Source organism: Acetobacteraceae bacterium, from assembly GCA_004843165.1.
GTDB lineage: Bacteria > Pseudomonadota > Alphaproteobacteria > Acetobacterales > Acetobacteraceae.
In genome coordinates this window covers 1,225,533-1,247,939 of sequence record CP039459.1, presented here as the reverse complement: position 1 = coordinate 1,247,939, position 22,407 = coordinate 1,225,533, and the positions used below count along the sequence as shown (strand labels likewise).

Genomic DNA, 22,407 nt, shown 5'->3' with positions numbered 1-22,407 from the left:
ATCAAAAAAGATCTCTTCTCCTATGGGGAATGTCGATGTTCGCCCTCTCAACAGGTTTCGGCAATTTAGAAGCCGCAAATGCCGAAGATCGGCGTCCGACGAAATATCTGGAACGTGGCTACAATCCCAATAATCTTGAGACACCGCACGGCGTTGTTAATCTTGAACAGCCAAATGTCCCCACACAACCTCAACATTACCAAATTCATGCTTTTAATAAAAAGCCTGCTGCCTCTAAACCTCTCTGGAAAACGGTCAATGACTATTTTACACAACCGATGCCAGAACACTGGTTTAACGGCACGATGAATGAAGAATTCCCTGCGATGGCAAAACAAGGCATGTTTGAGCTGGAGCCTTATTTTATAGGATCAGCGCCATTGGCACAGATTAACAATAATGGCCAATGGCAAAAAGGATCCTCAGGATCACCAAACAGTTTTACAAATAGCTGGTTCTTTGAATACGGCATTACCGATCGCTTATCCTTTGAAATCACCCCCTCTTATAACGTCAACTGGGGTAATCAAACAGGTAAAGGCTCTTATACTTCCTTTAACGATCTCCCCGTGGAACTTCTCTATAATGTCTTTAGTACAAATAATCCCAGCTTAACGCTTTATCTTGGCTTCCAAGCGCCAACAGGCAACTATCAGAACGAGTCAAGTACAGATGCGGGAAGCGGCTGGGGAACATGGTTTTTCAATTTTGGCCTACAGTCACAATGGGCTTTCTTAATTTCCAAACATCACGTGCTCAATGTGGCCTTTTGGGGAATTGCCAGCCAATCAACAGGCAACGTGAGTATTAAAGGTACTTCCGCCACCTACGGTACAGATAGCGGATTCAATGGGACAGGATCTGCTAGTCAATTTGGCTCAGAAGGGATTGGGCTGGAATATTCACTTTGGAGCAGAAAAGCAACACTCGCCTGTGACTTATATGAATCTTGGGTTGCACCTATCCGGACGACAGGTCAGGAGGCTAACGGCAGTTACGTTAATGCGACAAGCCGTTGGTCACAAGATTTCACTGTAGAACCTGAATTTGAATATTCTTTTACAGAACATCTTGGCCTCTTAGTCGGTCTGGAAATTACAGCTGCCGGTCGCAATACAACCGCAAGTCTCTCTCCTGAATTTGCTCTTAATGCGGTTTATTAGACACAGCTTTGACTTGCCCATTTTTTCTTTTTGTTCTACAGAAGCTTTTTAACAGCTTGAAGGGTATTTTTTACAATTATTCTTAAAATGATCCAGCTCCCTTTTCCCATAAAGATGCTTCATTTTCCGATTACCGGCGGTCGCATGCCGTCTTCCTTGAGCTTTCGTTTTCTTTTTTTAGCCGCCTTTTTGTGCGGCTTTCTTTTTTGGGTTTCCCCCAGCTTGGCTGAAAATTGGGGAAGCTCTTCAATGCTTTCTAACCATCATTTCCAATCAGAAAACGCACAGACAAACACCCCCAATGATCCCATTATTCAAGTCAAACCTAAGGGGGAAAATTGGCATATGGATCTCGGTATCTATGGCAGAACCTACAATCCAAATGCCGTACGCAGTGCAAATGGTGTTGTTTACCAAAATGAGCATAATAATCTCTGGCACAGCCTGCATAAAAACAGTGTTTTTAAGCCTGTTTTGGATTATTTTAGCCAACCAATGCCCGAAGCATGGCTCGCCGGAACACTTAACCAATGGTATCCCCCCTTGCCGAAACAGGGCCTAATGGATATCGAGTTTTATGCAACAGGCAGCACCCCTGTCGGAAGCTTTGCCAATAATGGCGTTTGGTCACAGCCTGGCACCAATGGCACATTTAATATTGCGAATACCTTTGGGGATGAACTCTTTATGGAATATGCGATCACGGATCGTCTTTCCGCATATATCATCCCAAGCTTTACAACGAGCTGGGGCAACGGTACTTCACAAAGCGCTGAAACCTCTTTTAATGATCTGCCCGTTGACTTGATTTATAATGTCTTCGGCACCTCTAACCCTTCACTCTCTTTTGTCTTCGGTTTCCAAGCACCGTCTGGCAACTATGACAATATGAAAAGCTATAATGATGGTGCCGGTTACGGTGCCTGGTTTATTACTTTTGGCCTTCAGTCCCAATGGTCCTTCCTTTTAGGAAAGCATGTCCTAAACGTTTCTGTTTGGGGCGGCGCAAACCAAGCAACAGGCGATACCAAAGTCCAAGGAATGTCTACAATTTATGGCACCGAAGCAGGGTTTGAAGGATATGGCAAACCCAGCGAATTCGGCTCCTCTGGTATTGGCCTTGAATATACACTCTTTAGCAAAAAGGATGCCGTTGGACTGGATCTCGTTGAATCATGGACGGCGCCTATCAATACACGTGGCTGGCAGGATGGCGTTTACACCAACACGAACAGCGACTGGACGCAAAATTTCTATGTTGAACCTGAATTTCAACATGCCTTTACAGAAAGTCTCTCTCTGACCGTTGGTGTCGGCATTCCTGCTGCAGGACGAAATACACCGGCCAATCTTACCCCGCAATTTGCTTTTAACTATTTTGGCTTTGCCTAGGAAAGTGCCTTGGCAAACACAATAAAGCACCTCAAAGTCATCCAATTCCTAAAAAATAGAAATATAAGGATTACACGCATGTCACACAAAATAAAGCCCCCACCTCTCGCCTTCGGTATGCTTTCTCTTGGCCTGTTTATCAGCACGGCAAATGCCCAAGACGTCAGTTTTGGACAAACGCAACAAGCAACGTCAGCACAAACAGTTTCCAATACAACGCAATCAGCACCTGCTCAACCTAGCAATCCAAATGCACCGCCGGAAAAAGGCTATTCACAATATTATCAAGCCCCAGGTGTTTGGAATGAAAACGAAGACCTCCCGCCACAAGGTGTTGATGCTCCGGCAACCCCTGTCCCACCTGCCCCCGGCGACACACCTGCTGATGCCGATGAAACAACGACTGAACCTGTTAATCCCGGATCAGATGCGGCAACGCCTGTTGGGAATGAATCCATGGCCCCAACACAAGCTACCCAAGATCCCAATATTGATCCCAATGCCGGTAATGGAGGCCTCTCTTCCGCCGCAGCACAGCCCGCAGCAGTAAGTGGCGTTGGAAGTGACCATCCGGGGATGAATTAACAAAAAAGGGCTGCCAAACGGTAGCCCTCTCATGTCCGTAATTTCCTGATCTCTTAGCTGTTAAGATTTGTATTTTTGGCTGGATGGGCGGGCGCCTTTTTCTCTTTTACGACATGCAGATAACCTGTTTCGTAAACAGCACCTTTGACCTTATCACCGCAAATGCGCATTTCAAACGGTACACGCACCTCTTCCCCTTGAATCTTTACCGCCATAAAATACGGCTTATAGCAAATATTTTTGTCAAAAACCTTGCAAGAGACCCAGCGTAAATTTGTTTTTGCTTTTACACCATGCTGTAAAACGACAGGAGCAATCACAGGACCTGGATGGAAGCCCTTTATATTTTGAACCGTAATCGGCAGATGTTTTTTACGATGGCTTAAAAAACTCATCTCCGGGCGAGCTGGAACAGAACAGGTTTTGCTTCCGACATTCATCAGCGTTAATTCAGCGCCATCATGGGACATCCCCGAAAATTCACCATCTCCATGATTAAGCTCAACATTAAGCACCTCAGCCTTACAAGGTGCTATGCGGAAAGCCGAGGTGACTGGAGCCTTAGACGCTTTGTCACCTTTCCATTCCTTTTCAAGCTTTGTCTCTGCGGATTCTAATTTTTGTTGTGCCGCTTGAAGATCTTGTTTGGCATCTGTTGTCAAAACATTTGCATTTGCAACAAAAGGGGACAGGCTAGAGACCAGACCGATCCCCACGCCTGCAAGAATGAAAAAGCCCCGTTTTTTGGACATATTTCTCAACTCCATAGATATTTCAGTCTTTTAAGACTTCAGTGAGTTTTTATTGTTAAAGATTTAAATATAAAGCAACAAGAATAATGTAATTATTAAGTTTTAACTTGTATCTTTATTGCCGCATTTATTTGAACATTTATATATCTTCTTTCTCTTTACCCTTTTGCCTTTATCCGCTTTACTCAGAAAATAAAATACATTTTAAATTAACAGGTGTTATATTCATGTCCTTTTTTCCCAATTCTTCTGCCCTATCCTCATCACCACCTTTACGTCTTGGAATTGCTGGATTAGGCACTGTTGGGACAGGTATGCTCCGCCTGCTCTCTAAAAATGCTGACCTTATCAAAGAACGCACAGGACGTTCCGTTATCGTAACGGCTGTCAGCGCTAAAAATCCCAACAAAGATAGAGGAATTTCTCTTAAAAATCTCAAATGGTATCCAGAAGCCTCGGAACTTGCAGACGATCCTGATATTGATATCATCTTAGAATTAATCGGTGGCCGTGACGGGGTTGCATTGGAGCTTATCCGAAAGGCATTAAACAATAAAATACCTGTCATTACAGCCAATAAGGCCCTCATTGCCTGCCACGCCCAAGAACTTTTTACGCTTTCTGGTCAAACAGGCACCCCCATCCTTTACGAAGCAGCCGTTGCCGGTGCCATTCCAGCTATTCATCTTCTCAGAGATGCCGCGGCCGGGGATGAAATTTTACAAATAGGTGGCATTTTAAACGGTACGTGCAATTATATTCTAACCGAAATGGAAAAAACAGGACGTACTTTTGAAGATGTCCTAAAAGAAGCGCAGGCAAAAGGCTATGCTGAAGCAGATCCCGCAACAGATATTGAAGGGATTGATGCCGGCCATAAATTAGCCATTTTAGCAGGGATTGCTTTTCATCCGATTGAATTTTCTTCTCTTTCTCTTACGGGAATTTCTGAAATAAAGGCAGAGGATCTTCTTTTTGCTAAAAAATTAGGTTACAAAATCCGCCTTCTTGGATTGGCCAGCAATGACAAAAATCAAGGCCAGTTACAAGCCTGGATTCAGCCTTGCCTCATCCCGAACGAAGCCCCTCTTGCACAAATAGAAGGTCCCGGTAATGCCGTGATCCTCAAAGGAAAATTCTCCGGGCCACTCATGATCACGGGTGCTGGTGCCGGCGGGGATGCAACAGCCTCTGCTGTTGCAGCTGATCTCATGAATCTCCTGCAATTATGGCCCGCTCTGCTCACAGAAAGAGAAAATATTGCACAAGATCCTCATCATTTTCACCGTCTTCTTCCCTTTTGGGGTCGTCAAAATCTGAGAAAGCTTCCGCCTGTCAAAAGTATTGAAGCGGCTTCAAGCTGTTTTTATCTGCGCTGTATCGTCACCGAAGGACTTGGTGTGATGGCAACGATTGCCAGTATTTTAAGAGATCATCAAATTTCTTTAAATCAAGTCCTTCAAGAAGGCACCACAAGTGACGGTCGTGTCTATATTGCTCTCATTACGCATGAGACTTCTACCCAACAAATTAAAAAGGCCGCCACAGAAATCCATCGCCTTGATTATATTTCCGTAGCACCTTTGGTGATGAAAGTAGAAAACTAAAACGAGAAGTTTTTAATCTCCTGCCGGATAATTTCAAAATCCGGTGGGAGAATTTTAAAGAACTCCTTTTTTTCCTCCAAACCGACCAGTTGATCCGGCAAAATAGCGCTTTGACGACAGGCTTTTGCCATTGTTTGAGGAAATTTGGCAGGATGCGCTGTTGCGGCACAGATCATTGCCTCGCCTAAAGATTGATATTTTTCACCGGCACTTAGCGCAATAACACTATGCGGGTCTGCCAAATAATGGCTTTCAGCATCATATTTCCGAATAGCCTCAAGCGTCTGAAAATCTGACAATGCCAAAGCCTCAAAATCCTTCCGAATAAAGGCAAAAGCTTGCGGTGGTAATATCATAGAACCTGTTTCTTGGAATGTTTCCATCAGTTTCCGACAATTTTCAGGGTCTTCTTCTAAAGATTCAAATAGAAGACGCTCAAAATTCGAAGAATATTGAATATCCATAGAAGGTGAATAGCTGGGAGAAACAGAATGAACCTTCATTTCCCCTGTCTGAATAAAACGGGTCAAAATATCATTCTGATTGGAGCCAATCACCAGCTTGCTTACCTCAAGCCCCATTTTCTTTGCGACCCAAGCGGCAAAAACATTTCCAAAATTACCTGTTGGCACAGAAAAAGAGACCCTGCGTTCTGGTGCCCCTAAAACAAGCGCTGCTCGAATAAAATACGCTGTTTGGATAGCGATCCTCGCCCAGTTAATAGAATTAACCGCAGAAAGGGCTGTTTCCTCTCGAAATTTCTGATCTTTGAGAAGTTTTTTGACAATATCTTGGCAAATATCAAAATTACCCGGCACCGCAATATTTAAAATATTCTCCGCCGACACTGTTGTCATCTGACGGCGTTGAATATCAGAAGTACGATGATGTGGGTGCAAAACAACAAGCTTAATCCGAGGACGGTTTTGAAAAGCTGCAATCGCAGCAGAACCCGTATCCCCCGAAGTCGCCGCAATCAAAGTAATGTGCTGCTGCTTTTTTTCCAAAACATACGCAAATAATTCTCCCAAGAGCTGCATGGCCATATCTTTAAAAGCCAATGTTGGGCCATGAAAAAGCTCTAAAGAAAATAATGCAGGCTTAACCTCAACCAGCGGCGCTACGGCTTTATGCCGAAACAAACTTGAAGCGCCATAAGCCCGCTCACACATTTGCTCCAGCGCTTGGGGTTCAATCGCAGAACCTGCAAAAAGTTGCATCACCTTCGCACATAATTTCGGAAAAGAATAAGTCCGCCATTGTTGAAAATCTGCCTTCGAAATTTCAGGCCATTTAACCGGCAAATATAAGCCACCGTCAGGTGCCAGCCCTTTGAGAAGAATATCTGAAAAATCTAATGATTTTTCTGGTGAAACCGGACCTCTTGTCGATCTATATCGCATTATCATTAAGACCTAAAAAACATTTCGAAAGGATTATTTTGAGAGAAAAACAAGCGTCTTTTTTCATAAGCAAAAGGATCTTTTGGCTTTACCAAAGCCTCTGTAGGCGTATTGATCCAATCATAAAACCGTGTAAGCAAAAACCGCATTGCTGCTCCCTGACAGAAAAGGGGAAGCACTTTTTTTTCTTCTTCTCTTAAAAGCCGTTCTGACTGATACCCTTTGAGCAAGGCTTCTGCCAAAGCCGGCTGAAAAATAGGATTTTCATCTGCACCAAAACACCAAGCATTTAATAAAATTGCTAAATCCCAAAGTAAAAAATCTGTGCAGGCAAAATAAAAATCAATAATACCTGAAATTTTAACAGAGTCCGTTTCTGCCAAAAACAAAACATTATCAGGAAATAAATCCGCATGAATCTGCCCACGTGGCAGAAGATTTTCCACCGGCCAGTCCCTCAGAATTTCTGTTAGCGCCTTCTCTGTCCGCTGATAAAGAGAGAAAAGCGTTCCCTCTTTTTTCTTTAAGGTTTGAGAAATTTCTTTTAAGAGTTTGTGCCAAGTATGAGAGCCTAGGGGATTAGAACGCTCTTCTTTGATCTGCTGGCCAAGCAGATGAAACTTCCCCATTTCTCTTCCTAAGATTTCGCAAATTTCAGGTGTAATCGGTGTCGGATTATTCTGTCCCTCCAAAAACTTTGAAATCAAAGCAGGACGCTCCTGTAAGCTTCCGATTAATCTTCCTTGCTGAGAGGCGATAATCTTTGGAACAGGGAAATTATTTTTCCAAAGATAATTCACTAACCCTGCGAGCCACGGCAAGTCTTTTGGATCTGTCCGTGATTCAACCAATGTTAAAATAAAACGTCCTTGGGTTGTATTAAGAAAAAAATTGCTGTTTTCAACACCCTCTGAAATAGGCTCAAGAGAACAGACATCACCCAGTGCATAATTTTTTAAAAAATCTGCCGCCTGCTGTGACGTCACAGATGTATAAACAGCCATATCAATACCTATTTCTGCCAAAAGAGAAGTTTATCAAAAAGAGATTTCTTTTGATGCTGGTTCGCAGGATAATCCGGCGCCAAGGCAGAATCTAGCCAATGTTGGTTCACAAAATACTCGACAATAATCGGTGTCACCTCATGAACTGTTTTATCTACATCTGGCATTCTGCTTGCGAAACCCCCTTGAGATAAAGGATTCCATTTAGAAGCAACAGCAATTCCAGGTTTCCAACCATCTACCTTCACATCAAATTTTAAACATTCTTTTAGGGGCATTTGACGCTGATCTAAAAGCATCACTTCCGTTGAAAGCTGGTGCGTTCCAAGCGTCGCCGTCACATAACGGGGGTCCTTTTTTCCACTCTCCAAGCCTAAGAGATTCACTTTCAATGTCAAAAAAGACCTATTCGCATATAAAGAGGCATTCTTTTTAAAATCCTCTATTGCAAGCGTGTTAATGCCATTTTTACGAAGATTCTGTATCAAGACAGCCTGTAAATAATTCCGATTTGACTCTAAATAATCCACCAAAGAATCCTGCTTTTCCACGGCGATCTGCTGCTTTATTTGATCTAAATCCTGTGGCTGCGTGTGGGCTAGAGTCTCTTTTTGATGGCGTTCTTGTGTCTGCTGGACTTCAATGGGCGCAAAAATATTTTGAGAAACATCTACCAGTAAAAGCGTTTGCGCTGTGATAGGCTGTGTATCCTGCTGCATCCAAATATGACCATTCACAATCGAATGTGTCTGCCCAATACACCCCCCTAAAGTTGCGAGTGTAAAACATAACAAAATACGAAACTTACCATTCATAATATTCATCTTTGCCGTTTTAAAAGCATATCTTGATGACGTCCAATAAAGAAAAGCAAAAGGCCTCCCAAACCGCCCAATAATGACAATACAGATCCTGAAAAAAAGATCACTTTAAACCCACCCCAAATCGCCAAATAACCTAAAAGAACAATCCCAATCCCCCGCACCCCATCTCCCAAGGCATTGCAAACACCAATCAAAACACCTCGGCTGGCATCATCCCCTCTTGATAGGGTAATGAGAACAAAGGCTGGGAAAATAAAGGCAAAACCAAAACCACTTAAAAATAATCCGAAACCTGCAAGATAAAAATGAGGAAAAAACGCCACGAAACCCATCCCAATTGCCTCTAGAATCCCGGCAAAAAGCGCTGTTCTTGCCCCTCCCCAAAGATCGGGTAAGTGGCCAAGAAAACTCCGTGCGATCATTAAACCGAAACCAAATAGCGCAAAAGGCAACCATAAAGGGCTCCAGTTATTTTCTGCATAAAGCAACGCCCCATATGCAATTACCAAACCGTGACAAACAGCCCCTAAACCAAAACAAAATCCTGGGAACCAAGCCAAAGCTAAAGCCCCTTGTAAGGCTTTAAAATTCGACTCTTTCGGGACTGCCAAAACATCATCTGATATTTTTTTCTCAGAACGTTCTTTTAGCGCAGATTCCTTTAAACACCATGCCACAATAGAAACCGATAAAGCGGCAATGACGATCCCTGTCATAATCATACCTGATTGCTGAAAAAGATATGTCCCAAGCGGCGCACCTAAAATAAGTCCCCCAAAAACACACATACCGATCCAAGCAATGGCAGAACCAGCCCCCTGAGATTTTTTACCATTTTGCAGGCGTTCATTTTCCTTTTTTTCTGCCTGAACAAGCGAGACGGCACAAGTCATCGCCCCCGTGACGAAAACACTCTGAGAAATGCCTAAAAGCGCACTCCCCATTAAAAGCAAACTGGCAGACAAAAATGGCGCAAGAACATAAAATCCTGCGCCCGTATAAAACATCCCTGCCCCTACAGCGCTCAATGCACCCAGTGCCATTGCAAAATAAGGCCCTTTAACATCGGAAATCCGCCCAGAAGGAAAACGGAAAAGCATCGCTGTAATAAACTGAATACCTGTTATGATACCAACAACAGCATCACCATAATGGAGGTTATCTACGACAAAAAGCGGAATAACCGGCACCCCCATTCCTAAGAAAGTACATTCTGCTAAAGCCGCAAGCATAATGGCCAAAAGAGCTTTCATAATTCAACTTATCTTTGGAGAGGGATGGGAAAAGAATTTAAAATTATCATGATTGAAGGCATATTATTATCATATCTCCCACAAGGGAAAACAGGCATTCCTAAATAATCCCTGTCTTTTAGACTCTTTCTTTTGCAATCAGTTTATAACCCGATGATGCCCCTTAAAGGCATACAATCCTAAGGAAATCTTTATGAGCGACCAAGAACTTCAAGCGGCGCTACAAGAAGCCGACAAAAACTTTCCCAAATCCTTAGAGAAACTCTCTGAATTTGTCCGTATTCCGAGCATCTCCACAAAAGAAGAGCATCGAGAAGACTGTAAAAAAGCGGCCAACTGGCTAGCAGAAGAGCTTCGCTCTCTTGGACTTGAAACCAATCTTTATCCCGGAAAATGGGGAGATCCCGGGCATGATCTTGTTCTCGGCAAGATTGATCCCCATAAAACGGCCAACCCAAAGGGGCCAACCCTTCTTTTTTATGGACATTATGATGTCCAGCCGGTTGATCCTATTGAACTCTGGGAAAGCGATCCCTTTAAACCGACAAAAAGAATGCGTGAAGATGGTCAAGAGGCGCTTTATGGACGTGGAGCTTCTGATGATAAAGGGCAATTACTCACCTTTGTAGAAGCCTGCCATGCTTGGATCAAAGCAAATGGCAAATTGCCTCTGCCCATCAAATTTCTTTCCGAAGGGGAAGAAGAGGTTGGCGGTGAAAATCTGCCTTTTTTCATCGATGCGCATAAAGAAGACCTCAAAGCCGACCTCGTTTTGGTCTGCGATACGATGATGCCACACAAAGATCTTCCAGCCATCACAGCCTCCCTCAGAGGGCTTGTTGGGGAAGAAGTCATTATCCATTGCGCAAACCAAGATCTTCATTCCGGCATGTTCGGCAATGCCGCTGCCAATCCTATCCATATTCTGACAAAAGCCTTAGCGGCCTTACGGGATGACACAGGCCGCATCACGCTAAAAGGATTTTATGATAATGTTCGTCTCCCTTCCGAAGCAGAAAAGAAAGAATGGAACAGTAGCTTAAAAAGTGAAAATGAGATTTTGGAAAAAGTTGGACTTTCTGAACCAGCCGGTGAAAAAGGTTTTAGCTGTATCGAGCAGCTTTGGGCACGTCCAACCTGCGAAATCAACGGGATTTTTGGCGGATATACAGATCCAGGTTTTAAAACCGTCATTCCGGCAAACGCGACTGCAAGAATCTCCTTTAGAACTGTTCCCGGACAAAATCCGAAACAAATTAGAGAAACTTTTCGTCAACATATTCAAGACCATCTTCCTAAAGATGCGAGGGCTGAGTTTCATCCGCATGGCGCTTCTCCAGGATGGGAGTTTCCAAAAAATACGCCTCTCCTACAAATTGCTTTAAAAGCGCTTAGGGATGAATGGGAAAATAAAGCGATTGCGATTGGTTGCGGTGCCTCCATTCCTATTGCGGAAGAGGTAGAGCATAAATTAGGTTTACCGGCACTTTTGGTCGGTTTTGCACTTTCAGAAGACCGCATTCACTCGCCCAATGAATCGTATGCTATTGAATCCTATCGCAAAGGTATTCGGGCTTGGATTAGAATTTTAGAGGCTTTCTCTCAATCAAAAACATAATCTCTCAAAAAGGGGCGCTAGAAGCGCCCCTTTCCTTTTGAAACACATAACATCTCTTTTAAAAATTTAAGCTCATTTTGAAACTAAAATCTCTACAAGCTTTTTGGCAAGTAACGATGAGGATTGCGGATTTTGACCACTTAAAATAACCCCACCATCTGCTGTCACATCGTCAACGACAAAAGCTTCCCAGTTTGGTTTACGCTGATAATGTGCCCCTGACTCTTTGAGCATATCCTCTGTTAAAAAAGGTAAAACACCCTTTAAATGCAATTTTTCCATGAGTTGATTTTGGGGGAGTTTTGCTAAGCTGTAAGTGTGTCCATTACCCAGTTTTTGTAAAAACAAAGGAACCCAATAATATTTTCTTGCTAAGGCTGCCCCAGCCTCCTCACTATCTGAAAAGCTCGTAATTTTACGACCATTTACCAAAAAATCCCCCCGAATATCTTTGACATTTTTCAAAACGGAAGGGGAATGACAAAGAACGGCCACAGGTTTTTTTGCCTTCGCAAAATCCTCAATTAAACGGATAGAATCTTGATTATCCGCTAAATCATAAAGCGGCCCATGTCCACCGGGATAAAAAACGGCATCATAATCTTCTGGATGCACAGAAGTCAGAACCAGCGTTTTTGACAAGGCCTCTTGCGCCTGCTGGTCATGTTTAAACATTTTGGTATATTTGCTTTGTGCAGCCGATTTCAAACTTATAGGATCGACCGGCGGTTTTCCGCCCAAAGGAGAAGCTAAAGTAATATTGGCGCCTGCCTCTGAGAGAATTTCATAGGGAGCCGCCAACTCCTCTAACCAATATCCTGTTTTGTTATGACTATCGCCGAGCTGATCGTGCGAAGTAATAACAAAAAGAACATTCTTATTTTCCAGACGGTCAATATTGCCAAGCGCCCCCGCAAATGCCCATGCTGGTAGCAAACTAGCCGCTACAAAAAGAGAAAAAAAGCCTTGCCTGATACGTTTTTTTAAAAACATTTTCTTTCCTATTGCGTCACTTTTATCTGTTGCAAAACTTCCGCTAATTTCTCAGCAATCTCCTTAGCAGAATAAGGATTCTGCCCTGTAATTAAAAAGCCGTTATCCCCCGTCACATCTGTCACCGTGAAAGAGGCCATATTTGGCTTGGCCTGATAATTTGCCCCCTCAGATTTAAGCATATTTTCAACTAAAAAAGGAATTTTATCTGTTAGATCCATTTTTTGCAGAAATTCCTTCTCTGGTAATTTTTCACGCTTATACGTCAAATCATTACCAATTGCCTCCATCCCAGGCGGAATAAGCCAAACATAAGGACGCAGCATAGCCCCGCCAGCCTCTTCACTGTTACGCAAGGCCGTCACATTTAGTCCCCTGACAATTTCCTGCCCAGCGGCATTTTTCACATTTTTCAAAACCGCTGGTGCTTGGCAAAGAAACGCCATCGGCTTATGTGCCCGTGAAAAGGATTCAATCAAATCAATCGAGGTCTTATTCTCAACCAAATCCATAAAAATCCCAAAACCCGCCGGATAATAAAGGGCATCATAATCCTCTGCCTTTACCTGAGAAAGCGGAATGGTCTTAGCCAGTTTTTTTTGTGCTGTATCATCTTTTTTAAACGCTTTGATATAATCACTGAGAAAACGCTTTCTCAAACTAAAATCATCCACTGGTGGCAAACCGCCTTTTGGGGAAGCCAACGTAATCTCCGCGCCAGCCTTTGATAAAATTTCATAAGGGGCTGCCAGCTCTTCCATCCAGTAGCCGGATTTCATTTTACTGGTACCTAATTTATCTGCCGAAGTAATCACAAAAAGAATTTTTTTGCCCTGCAGATTAAAAGAAGGCGACAATTGTTTTGCATTATTTTCTTGAGAAGCATATGCCGCCTGCACTGAACATACAGGTGAAAGCGCAGAAGCAAAGCCTAAGAGACATAAAAAAATTTTCACTAAAATTTTATTCCTTTATTATTCAAAAAGAAGCATGCTTCTCAATCCTCTCTTTTCAAAAGGATTTTTACAAAAATACCCTATCTCTAGCTGTTTTCAGCCTTTTAAAATTAGGGTAGCATCCCACTTGATTTGTTCTGAACCTCTTTTCCCGATTTTTTTCTCTCTGGTTTTCTATCATGTCTAGCATTTTTACAAGCATTGCAAAAACAGCTACTTTTTTGAGTCTGTCTTTTTTTCTCACCACCATACCCCATAAAAGCATTGCACAAACCTATATCAATGAGGATTCAAGCACGGCAGACATGGAAGATGATGCCGCAGGAAAGGAACAGCAAGCCTTTCGCAATGAGCATTATAATGATCTCATCGCCAATATGGAGATCAGCACACAAGCGCTTGAACAGGCGCAGCAAATAGGAGAAACTGGCGAGGCGCTTCGGGATAAGAAAAAAGAAGTCAAAAAATATCTGAAACTTATTAAAAAACAAATTGACGAAATTTCAGAGCTTAGTGATCAAAGCGAACGTGTCGAAAATGAACTGCAACAAATGCGTCAAGCCAAAGCAGAAGGCGAGGCCGTTCTCGAAAATCGTGATTTAGACGATTATTAAAAATTCACCTCGCTTCCCAGCATTGTCATTGTGGAATTAGCAAAACCATATCGCTTATCTGTAACTTGTGCATAAAGAAGAGAGTTGGATTTAATGTCCGAACTTATTTGAAAATCCCCTCCTCACCCTTCAAGGTAATTCCGCCTGATTGAGGAGATTCAAGAGGATCGTTTAATGCCTGCGCTCGAAGCGGCCTTTCTGTCACCAGATCACAGGAAAACATCACTAAACAAAGAAGCCGCCTCTTATAAAAGAGGGTAAAAGAAGTAAAATAAAAATAAGCAGCCACAACATAAGCAACAGTTTTAGAAGAATCAGATTTTAACTGAGAAACTGTCATCGAAACATATCCTCCTAGGCTTTAAAGTGCTTATTTTGAGAAAGATAAACTCTATTGAATTTAAAAGACTTCTAAAGCCTCTCTATGTAAAATCTGCGCCTTTCATTGACAATGCCATTCTTTTCCTGCTCGACTTACGAAAAGACACCAACAACAGAGGCATGAATGAAATTTCTACTTTCCCTGCTTCTTCTGCTCATAACTGCAAATGCACTGGCAGAACCAGTCTCTCCTAACATTCTAACCTCCTTAGAAGCAAAGGCGCATGGAGGAGACCCTCATGCCCAATTTCAGTTAGGGCAGATTTACTACGATGGGATTGATGTGCCTTGTAATTTTAAAAAAGCGCTTTATTTTTTCCAAAAAGCAGCCCTTCAAGGCGATGATGAGGCCCTTCATATGCTTGGTGATATGTATGCTTTTGGTCTCGGCACACCAAAAAATCTTGCCTTAGCTTTTAAATATCAGATTGAGGCCGCCGACAAAGGCAATGAAGAAGGGCAATATGCAGCAGCCATCAGCTATTATTTCGGCAGAGGCACCCGACAAAATTATCCTATGGCAAAAAAATATTTTGAACTGGCAGCGGCACAAGACAATGCACGGGCACAATTTAATTTAGGCATGATGTATTATGACGGGATCGGCGTTGCCAAAAATTTTTCCAAAGCACGGGAATATTTTCAGAAAGCCGCTGCTCAAAATTACGGTAAAGCCTCTTTTCGCCTTGGTGAAATCTATTATTACGGTGACGGCGTTCGCCGTGACCTCATCAAAGCACATGATTATTGGGGGCAGGCAGGAAATGCCGGCTATGCAAAAGCCTTACTCTATCTTGGCTTTAGTGCCTATTTCGGCAAAGGCGTCACACCTGACAGCGATCAGGCGGCACTCTATTTTAACAAGGCCTGCAAAGCCGATGTGGCAGAAGCCTGCGATGCCCTAACGACCTTAAAAAACGGCAATATGCTTTCCCTCCCAAAAGAGATGGCAGAGGCAGGCTGAGCAGATGCCAATGGCATTCCTATAATAACTCAGTCTCACTTTTTAAAATTTTTTAAACAAAATCATATTCTCATTAAAATGATTTTTAAAAGTATGAATCCTAATTGCCGGCAACATTTTCAGGAATAATCGGAGGCGGCCCATCTAAAGGAATGCCATCCATTGTAAAACCAAGCTGATCTTCCCTAAACCCGCGCATCCGCAACTGTCCATCCGTATAAGAAGCACCCGGTGTGGAATCCGCCAAAACCTGCAATGGATCAGTCCCCTCTACAAAATGACTTATATCTGCTTTGCCAATGACATTTTGCGCATTATGGGACAGCCCTTCCACCTCAATCTGCTCAGAAGATGCAGATGTGTCAGATAAGGGCCTTTGTCCCTTTGGTTGAGGATTTTGTTTTTGAGGTAGATTCGAAAAGTTTGAAGGGGTTTGCTTCTGTTTTACACCTGATCCGAAAAATTTTTGATAGGTTGGACTATCCTTAAAATCTGCATCCTCTGCCCAAACCCTACACATGGAGAAAGGCGCAAGTATCATCCCGATAAGACAGAGGCCAAGAGTGCCTCTAAATGAAAGCGTTAAATGCACCATTTTTACCCCCCTTCATCTTTTCTCCTCTCATTTTCTGCTTTCGGCAATATCCTATAAAATCCTTTCCAGCGCTTTTTCTTTTAAAAAATATGAAAATTTAAAAAGCGAAATTCACAGTACCGAAAAAAGAACGAGGCGCTGCCCAAGTCAAATTCGGCGTTCCGGCATTATTGCCTGCTCCTTGGGCCGTCAGGTTCGTTTCCCCACCGGCGGCGACATAATGTTGACCAAAAAGATTGGTAATCCCAAAACTCAGCTTTAGATTATCTTCTTTCCCCCTTCTGCCAAGCAGATAAAATCCCGTAAATTCAGAACTCCAATAAGCAGGGATTTTAAAATCCCCTGTATAAGTCACGTTCCGTTTACTGTTATAATTAACATTTAAATCCCAACCCAAACGCCCATTCACATAATGAAGATTGGTTTTATACATATATCTTGGATAAAAAACCTGCTGAACACCCCGAATGGAAACAGCCCCTTCTGCTGTCGGAATGCCCCCATTTTCATAGACATCATGACTATAGGAAAAACTATTCATGAAGTTAAACTGCCCTAAAGCAGCTGGAAAATGGAAGAGATTGGAAAGATGAGCAACCCCAATTAAATCCACACCATCCATTTTTTCTCCACCTAAATTCGCTAAGGTAGAGGAAATATTGGTACTCACTGAAGACCCTGTCGTAATGGTGCCTAAGCGCCCAATATAATCGGTATGATAATAATCAATCCCAAGACTAAAAGGCTTGCCATTATAACGATAGCCAACGACATAATTCCATGTACGCTCCGGACGAAGCGACTTTTTTTCGATATTGAACGCTTCCTGCGCACTTCCCAAAGAGCCACTATTCCCAAGCTCACTGGACCACGCCTCACCGCCCGGCTCAAAAGGACGCATATTTTCCGCAACATCAAAATAAAATTCATGCCCCGGCTTAAAATGCCAGTCATAGTTAAAGTGCGGTAAAAACGCATTGGATGAAGTCAACCGCCCATACACCGGCCGAAAAGCATTTTCTTCATTACCCCATGCGGCCAAACTTTCATCAGACGCTCTATACGTCGTCCCCCCATTGGTCGTTTGCACTAAAGACTTAAACCCATAGGTAAAAGTCATGTTGCGAGCCGGTTTAAAGGCATTTTCGATATAAAACTGAAAAGTATTTGTCGTAAAACGGGTTTGATCTGCCGTAAAACTTCCTGAATTCGTGAGGTTAAACACATTATTCACAGGATCATTTACACCATAGGCTGAAAGAAGATCTGGCTGATGCCATCTGTTATTTTCATACCAAATGCCTGTTTTCAAATGATTACGATGGCCTAAATCAAACTCAAAATTATGGGTAAGACCGACACGATAACCTTTAAAATGCTGATTTTGACCAGCCATATCCGCTGCAATGCCGCCTTTCTGATGAGGTGTTTGCAACGTCGGATTAGCCTGCCCTATCCAATAATCCGTTGCCTGCCCATAAACGATAGAGCTTGATTTGACCTTAGGGCTAATTTGAAAATCCCCTCTAAGGGCCTCCAAATAAACCCGTGTCACCGCACTATTTTGATAAGAGAGATTGCAGGCATCCTCCTGACTTACCCCGGACGGCAGGCCATTTAAATCACCGCTTTTACAGGCACTCGCCCAGTGCTTGGCCTTATTATAATCGGGGTAAAAATTTGAATCCCCATAACCTAAAGAGCCCAGCATATGTCCTGTATTTTGCGGTGCATTATATTGAGGCGAATCTTCCCAAAGGGAGGTTAAAGAGAGTTTCCCAAAATTAGAAATTGGCTGAATTGCCTTGAAATTAACCACCTCCTGACGTTGAAATCCTCGCCCTTCACCGCCCCATCTTTGGGCGATGCCATTGCTCCATAAATCCGAAGAATTCCGTAAAAAAGAAGCTTGGAATTTTGTCCCCGTATGATTTAAACGTCCTGAATCCCAACGCCCGAAAGTACGATAGCCTTTAAAACTGCCAAATTCCTGACCAATACTGACATGAAATTTATCAGACGGATCTAAACTCGTATAAGTCAAGGAACCGCCTAATGTTTGGGACGAAGGCATATCCAGTGCCCCTGCCCCCTGACTGGCAGATACGGAGGCTAGGTTTTCTTGAATAACAACCTGCGTAACCGCCGCACCCGGAGCAGCAAATGTCTGATCCCCCATCGGTATCCCGTCAAAACTTGCCCCCAACTGATCCTGATCATAGCCCCTAAGATAGAAACTATTGCTTTGCGCATCTGTGCCTAAAGCACTGCCAGAGGAGAAGCTGGCTCCCGGTGTCGAAAGTGCAAGCGCTTCAAGCGCATTGGTACCAGCGACAAAATGAGAAAGCGTTTCACGTCCAATCGTTTCCTGTGCATTATGCGACCCTATAGAATGGGGCGGATGATAATGTCCTGAAACACCAAAATGCTCTGCTTGCGGTGAGATCAGATGTTTTCTCTTGATTTTTTGACGCTGAATTTTTTGAGAAGAGCCTGAATCAAAGAAATGCTGATATGTTGAACTTTGGGAAGGATCAAAAGATTTCCTTACAGACGGTAAAGGGAGAGAGATTTCCGCCTTTGTTCCCCATTTTTTCACTTCCACAAGAGATGCCGCCTGCACGATCGGCACAGAAGAAAGTAAAGAGGCTGAAAGTGCCATTGACACAACCCATTGCGAACGGTCTAAAGACAGCGTGAAAAAATGCCTGCCTTCCGAACATTGCGGACGTAGCGCATAATAAATCGAAGCGTGATTTTGAGGATTCAACCAACGGCTTAACTGCCTTGCTGCCGTTCGACAACAGGCGGAAAATATCAGCTTGGAATTATCACCATGATCATGGCAATGATGGGTCATCGTAAAAAATCCATTCTTATCTCATTTCTGGTTTCGTAGGCTTTCAAATAAACACCCTTCAAAACCAATATTCACAAAAGTAAAAAACGGCTTGGAGATGAACCCAAACCGTTTTTCTTTTCACGCCTTAAAAATTTTTAGAAACCAATATTCACAGAACCAAAAAATTCCCTAGGAGCCGCCCATGTTAAGGTTGGCGACAATCCATCTGGCCCGGCACTCCCATTCAAAGGAATAGAAGCATATCCCGGTACCGTATAATGTTGGCCAAAAAGATTAGAAACGCCAAAGGTTAATTTGGCACGGCTTTCCTTTCCACGTGGCCCGAGCATCAAATAGCCCGTAAATTGAGATGCCCAATAGCCTGGATTTTTAACATCTCCAGAATAGGTAATATTTGTCTGGCTGTTATAATTAACGTTCAAATTCCATCCGAGACGTCCATTGGTGTAATTCACATTGGTTTTATACATATATCTTGGATACAAAACCTGCTGCTGGCCTTTAATTGCTGAGAGGGCAGGATTGTTCGGCTCATAAACCGCATGGTTGTAAGAAAAACTATTTGTAAAATCCAATTGTCCCAAAGAATCAGGCACACGGAACAGACGGGATAAATGTGCTGTACCGCCAATATCCGCCCCGTCCATTTTTTCATTCCCTAAACTCTGGTAACTTACCGAGGCGGTCGAAGCACCTGCAATGGTTGCCGACTGCGAGATCGTCCCCAAGCGTCCAATATAATCCGTGTGATAGTAATCAATGCCAAGATTAAAAAGTTTGCCACCTGCATAACGGTAACCCACCACATAATTCCAAGTGCGTTCCCCCCTTAAATTCTTTTTTTCCTGATTAAAGGCTGCCTGCGCACTATTAAGATCTTTGCCATTCCCAAGCCCTGTCGTCCAAGCGCCCGTGCCAATCGGCTCCATATTTTCCGCCACATCAAAATAAAATTCATGTTTTGGCAGAAATTTCCAATCATAGTTAAAATGCGGCAAAAACGCATTGGAAGAGGTCAACCGTCCATAGGAAGGCCGGTAAGCATAGCTTGCTGGCCCTTCTGCTCCCCATGCACGAATGTCATTGTCACTGGCACGGCTGTTCATACCACCATTGGTACTTTGCACCAAAGACTTAAACCCGTAAGTAAATTTCATATTTTTGGCCATCTGAAATCCGTCCTCAATATAAAATTGGAACGTATTGGTGGTAAATGTTTGATGGAAGGCCTCAAAACCATCTTTATTTTGCAAATTAAAATCGTTGGGAATGGCATAACCTGAACCGTCAAACGCACCGCCACCACCGAACCCATAGAAAAGAGTCGGCTGATTATAACGGTTATTTTCATACCAAACACCCGTTTTCAAAGCATTGCGATGCCCCAGCTGAAAGTCGAAATTTTGCGTCACACCAAGACGCCGTCCTTTTAAATGCTGATCTGATTCATTCATATACGGATTCCCCCCGGCCGCTGTTCCCGGACCGACATATCCGCCTGTATCGCCAGTTCCGACGCTCGCCGGTGAAACAAACCCCGGATTCACACCCCCCATCCGGTTATCTGCCACCTGTCCATAAACAAGCGTACTGGTTTTGATAACAGGACTGATTTGAAAATCCCCCCGTAAAGATTCCAAATAATTACGCTGAACCTGTGATCCTTGATAAGCAAGATTCGAGGCATCGCAAGCACTGGCACCGCCATAGGCTGAGCTCGGTGTGAATCCTTCTCCTTTTGAAGGATCGCATCCCCCTCCATAAGCCCCCCACCGATTCGCCGCACCATAATTGGGATAAAGGTTGGAAATCCCATAACCCAGATCTTTTTTCATCCCCGGATTCACCTGCGCCTGATTATATTGAGGGGAATCTACCCAGAGAGATTGAACCGTTATTTTTCCAAAATCGGAAACAGGCTGAACAAATTTAAAATTAACATTTTCCTCACGCTGGAATCCTCTGCCCTGCGTGCCCCAAGGCTGATTATAATAATTTGTCCATAAATTTTGCGCATTTCTTAAAAAAGAAACCGTAAATTTTGTCCCCGTTGGATTTAATTTTCCTGAATCTAAACGGCCAAAAGTACGGTAGCCGCTGAAACTGGAAAATTGCTGACTAATTTTAACACCAAACTTATCGGAAGGGTCTAAAGTCGTGTAGGTAACGGTTCCCCCCAACGTTGTGGAAGAAGGCGTATCAAGCCCCCCTGCCCCTTGAGAAGCCGCAACTCCCGCAATATTTTCCTGAATCAAAATCTGGCTGACATCTGCCCCGGAAGATCCGCCAAAAGCCTGATTCCCCATCGGGATTCCGTCCATGGTAAAACCAAGCTGGCTTTTATCATAACCCCGCAGATAAAAAGAGTTTGCAGTCGGATCTAAACCGCTTGCATCAGAGGAGGAAAAATTTGCACCGGGTGTGGAAGCTGCCAAAGCCTGCAGGGCATTTGTTCCCTCAACGAAATGTTCCAAAGTCTTACGGCCGATAATCGTCTCTGCATTATGAGATTCCTCAAAATTATTCTCCTCATGGTGACGCCGGTGCCCGGAAACACCAAAATGCTCTGGATGCGCTAAAGGCCCGCCTCGCCGTATCCTTCTTTTCTGTCTTGGAGAGCGATCCCCAACGGGAAGGAAATATTTTTGATAAGTCGGCCCATTCCGAGGATCATCTGGATCTATCACGAGCGTAGATGATAAAGGAGTGGCATTTGCACCAAAATAACGCTTATAGCTTGTGCCTTGCGTTAAATCATTTTCGCCCCCAGAAACCGTTTCGGAAGAAGTCTTTGAAGTTTCCGCTCTCATATCTTCAATATGATTATGTTCCGCTTCTGTCTCGGGATTTCCGGCGGCCGTTACCGCATTGATGCTCCCGGCAGGGGCAGGAGCCGTTTCCTTTTGCCCCGTTGCTGCCCCCGAAAAACTCGCAATCGCATCCGAGCTAATCCCATCAGCGCCCGGCGCTTGAATGGAATTACTTACATCCTGTGCCCTTGCTTCCTTTTCCAAAAAGAAAAAACTGCAAGAGACAACAAAGGAAGTCACCAATCTATTTTGTCTGCTTAATCTGACCCTAGCAACCTGTACCATTTTCATTATAGAACCCAGCATCAAGATTCTATTATGCAGCGTTTTAAAGACAAAGCACGCCTGCAAACAGAATCACAAAAATCTGTAACGTCCTAAAAACCTGATTCAATTTTACAAAAGGAAAATAGCTCGTGAAGCCTATTTCTATTCGTTAATTTTTTAAAAATACCCTGTCAAAAAATGAAAGAATCTTATTAAAAATCAGAATTTTAGACGTTACGCCAAACGCTTCAAAGACCGTTTATATTGGCCTTGATGGTGACAACCTCGTGAATGACGCACGAGGACGGCGGCGGCTGTTACGACTGTGATAATGGATGATGCTGCTGGGAGCATGTTCGCTGT

General features: G+C 43.4%; 18 protein-coding genes. 7 read left to right on the top strand and 11 right to left on the bottom strand.

Annotated elements, in window-relative coordinates; all coding sequences use genetic code 11:
- Nucleotides 1-35 precede the first annotated feature (35 nt).
- From FAI41_06105 to FAI41_06095, 3 genes are all read left to right on the top strand, one after another.
- Nucleotides 36-1,163 (top strand): hypothetical protein, encoded by a 1,128-nt coding sequence (locus tag FAI41_06105; protein QCE33206.1) that lies wholly within the window; start codon nt 36-38, stop codon nt 1,161-1,163.
- A 144-nt stretch (nt 1,164-1,307) separates the two neighbouring features.
- The gene (locus tag FAI41_06100) at nt 1,308-2,555 is read left to right on the top strand and encodes a hypothetical protein (GenBank protein QCE33205.1); all 1,248 of its coding nucleotides are present in this window, start codon (nt 1,308-1,310) and stop codon (nt 2,553-2,555) included.
- A 78-nt stretch (nt 2,556-2,633) separates the two neighbouring features.
- A complete protein-coding gene (locus tag FAI41_06095) occupies nt 2,634-3,140 on the top strand; it encodes a hypothetical protein (protein ID QCE33204.1) in 507 nt (168 codons plus the stop codon).
- 53 nt (nt 3,141-3,193) lie between these two features.
- On the opposite strand, the gene FAI41_06090 is transcribed toward FAI41_06095, so the two are convergent.
- On the bottom strand, nt 3,194-3,907 hold the full coding sequence (locus FAI41_06090; protein QCE33203.1) for a DUF4232 domain-containing protein: 714 nt from the start codon (nt 3,905-3,907) through the stop codon (nt 3,194-3,196).
- 212 nt (nt 3,908-4,119) lie between these two features.
- Here FAI41_06090 and FAI41_06085 point away from each other — a divergent pair, with 212 nt between their 5' ends.
- A complete protein-coding gene (locus tag FAI41_06085) occupies nt 4,120-5,499 on the top strand; it encodes a homoserine dehydrogenase (protein QCE33202.1) in 1,380 nt (459 codons plus the stop codon).
- Here FAI41_06085 and FAI41_06080 read toward each other — a convergent pair.
- From FAI41_06080 to FAI41_06065, 4 genes are read right to left on the bottom strand one after another with little or no spacing between them, the layout of a single operon-like run.
- Nucleotides 5,496-6,902 (bottom strand): threonine synthase, encoded by a 1,407-nt coding sequence (locus FAI41_06080; protein QCE33201.1) that lies wholly within the window; start codon nt 6,900-6,902, stop codon nt 5,496-5,498. The genes FAI41_06085 and FAI41_06080 overlap by 4 nt on opposite strands.
- 5 nt (nt 6,903-6,907) lie before the next feature.
- On the bottom strand, nt 6,908-7,906 hold the full coding sequence (locus tag FAI41_06075; GenBank protein QCE33200.1) for a homoserine kinase: 999 nt from the start codon (nt 7,904-7,906) through the stop codon (nt 6,908-6,910).
- An 8-nt stretch (nt 7,907-7,914) separates the two neighbouring features.
- Entirely contained in the window at nt 7,915-8,721 is an 807-nt protein-coding gene (locus FAI41_06070; protein ID QCE33199.1) for a hypothetical protein, read from the bottom strand.
- Between the two features lie 5 nt (nt 8,722-8,726).
- Nucleotides 8,727-9,983 (bottom strand): MFS transporter, encoded by a 1,257-nt coding sequence (locus tag FAI41_06065; GenBank protein ID QCE33198.1) that lies wholly within the window; start codon nt 9,981-9,983, stop codon nt 8,727-8,729.
- A 193-nt stretch (nt 9,984-10,176) separates the two neighbouring features.
- On the opposite strand from FAI41_06065, the gene FAI41_06060 reads away from it, so the two are divergent.
- Nucleotides 10,177-11,601, top strand: coding sequence for a dipeptidase (locus tag FAI41_06060; GenBank protein QCE33197.1), 1,425 nt, complete (start codon nt 10,177-10,179; stop codon nt 11,599-11,601).
- 72 nt (nt 11,602-11,673) lie between these two features.
- Here FAI41_06060 and FAI41_06055 read toward each other — a convergent pair whose 3' ends face one another.
- A complete protein-coding gene (locus FAI41_06055) occupies nt 11,674-12,594 on the bottom strand; it encodes a type 1 glutamine amidotransferase domain-containing protein (protein ID QCE33196.1) in 921 nt (306 codons plus the stop codon).
- Nucleotides 12,595-12,602: 8 nt separating this feature from the next.
- On the bottom strand, nt 12,603-13,550 hold the full coding sequence (locus FAI41_06050; protein ID QCE33195.1) for a type 1 glutamine amidotransferase domain-containing protein: 948 nt from the start codon (nt 13,548-13,550) through the stop codon (nt 12,603-12,605).
- Nucleotides 13,551-13,729: 179 nt separating this feature from the next.
- Between FAI41_06050 and FAI41_06045 the strand changes: the two genes are divergently transcribed.
- The gene (locus FAI41_06045) at nt 13,730-14,164 is read left to right on the top strand and encodes a hypothetical protein (protein QCE33194.1); all 435 of its coding nucleotides are present in this window, start codon (nt 13,730-13,732) and stop codon (nt 14,162-14,164) included.
- A gap of 103 nt (nt 14,165-14,267) precedes the next feature.
- Here the strand turns inward: FAI41_06045 and FAI41_06040 are convergent, their stop codons facing one another.
- Nucleotides 14,268-14,504, bottom strand: a complete 237-nt coding sequence (locus FAI41_06040) for a hypothetical protein (GenBank protein QCE33193.1) — start codon at nt 14,502-14,504, stop codon at nt 14,268-14,270.
- A gap of 165 nt (nt 14,505-14,669) precedes the next feature.
- On the opposite strand from FAI41_06040, the gene FAI41_06035 reads away from it, so the two are divergent.
- The gene (locus FAI41_06035; protein QCE33192.1) at nt 14,670-15,509 is read left to right on the top strand and encodes a sel1 repeat family protein; all 840 of its coding nucleotides are present in this window, start codon (nt 14,670-14,672) and stop codon (nt 15,507-15,509) included.
- 100 nt (nt 15,510-15,609) lie between these two features.
- On the opposite strand, the gene FAI41_06030 is transcribed toward FAI41_06035, so the two are convergent.
- The 3 genes from FAI41_06030 to FAI41_06020 form a co-directional block, all read right to left on the bottom strand.
- Nucleotides 15,610-16,104 carry a hypothetical protein gene (locus FAI41_06030; protein ID QCE33191.1) on the bottom strand — a complete coding sequence of 165 codons (495 nt, stop codon included), beginning with the start codon at nt 16,102-16,104 and terminating at the stop codon, nt 15,610-15,612.
- Between the two features lie 97 nt (nt 16,105-16,201).
- Nucleotides 16,202-18,964, bottom strand: a complete 2,763-nt coding sequence (locus FAI41_06025; protein QCE33190.1) for a TonB-dependent receptor — start codon at nt 18,962-18,964, stop codon at nt 16,202-16,204.
- 137 nt (nt 18,965-19,101) lie between these two features.
- On the bottom strand, nt 19,102-22,083 hold the full coding sequence (locus FAI41_06020; GenBank protein QCE33189.1) for a TonB-dependent receptor: 2,982 nt from the start codon (nt 22,081-22,083) through the stop codon (nt 19,102-19,104).
- Between the last annotated feature and the right edge of the window lie 324 nt (nt 22,084-22,407).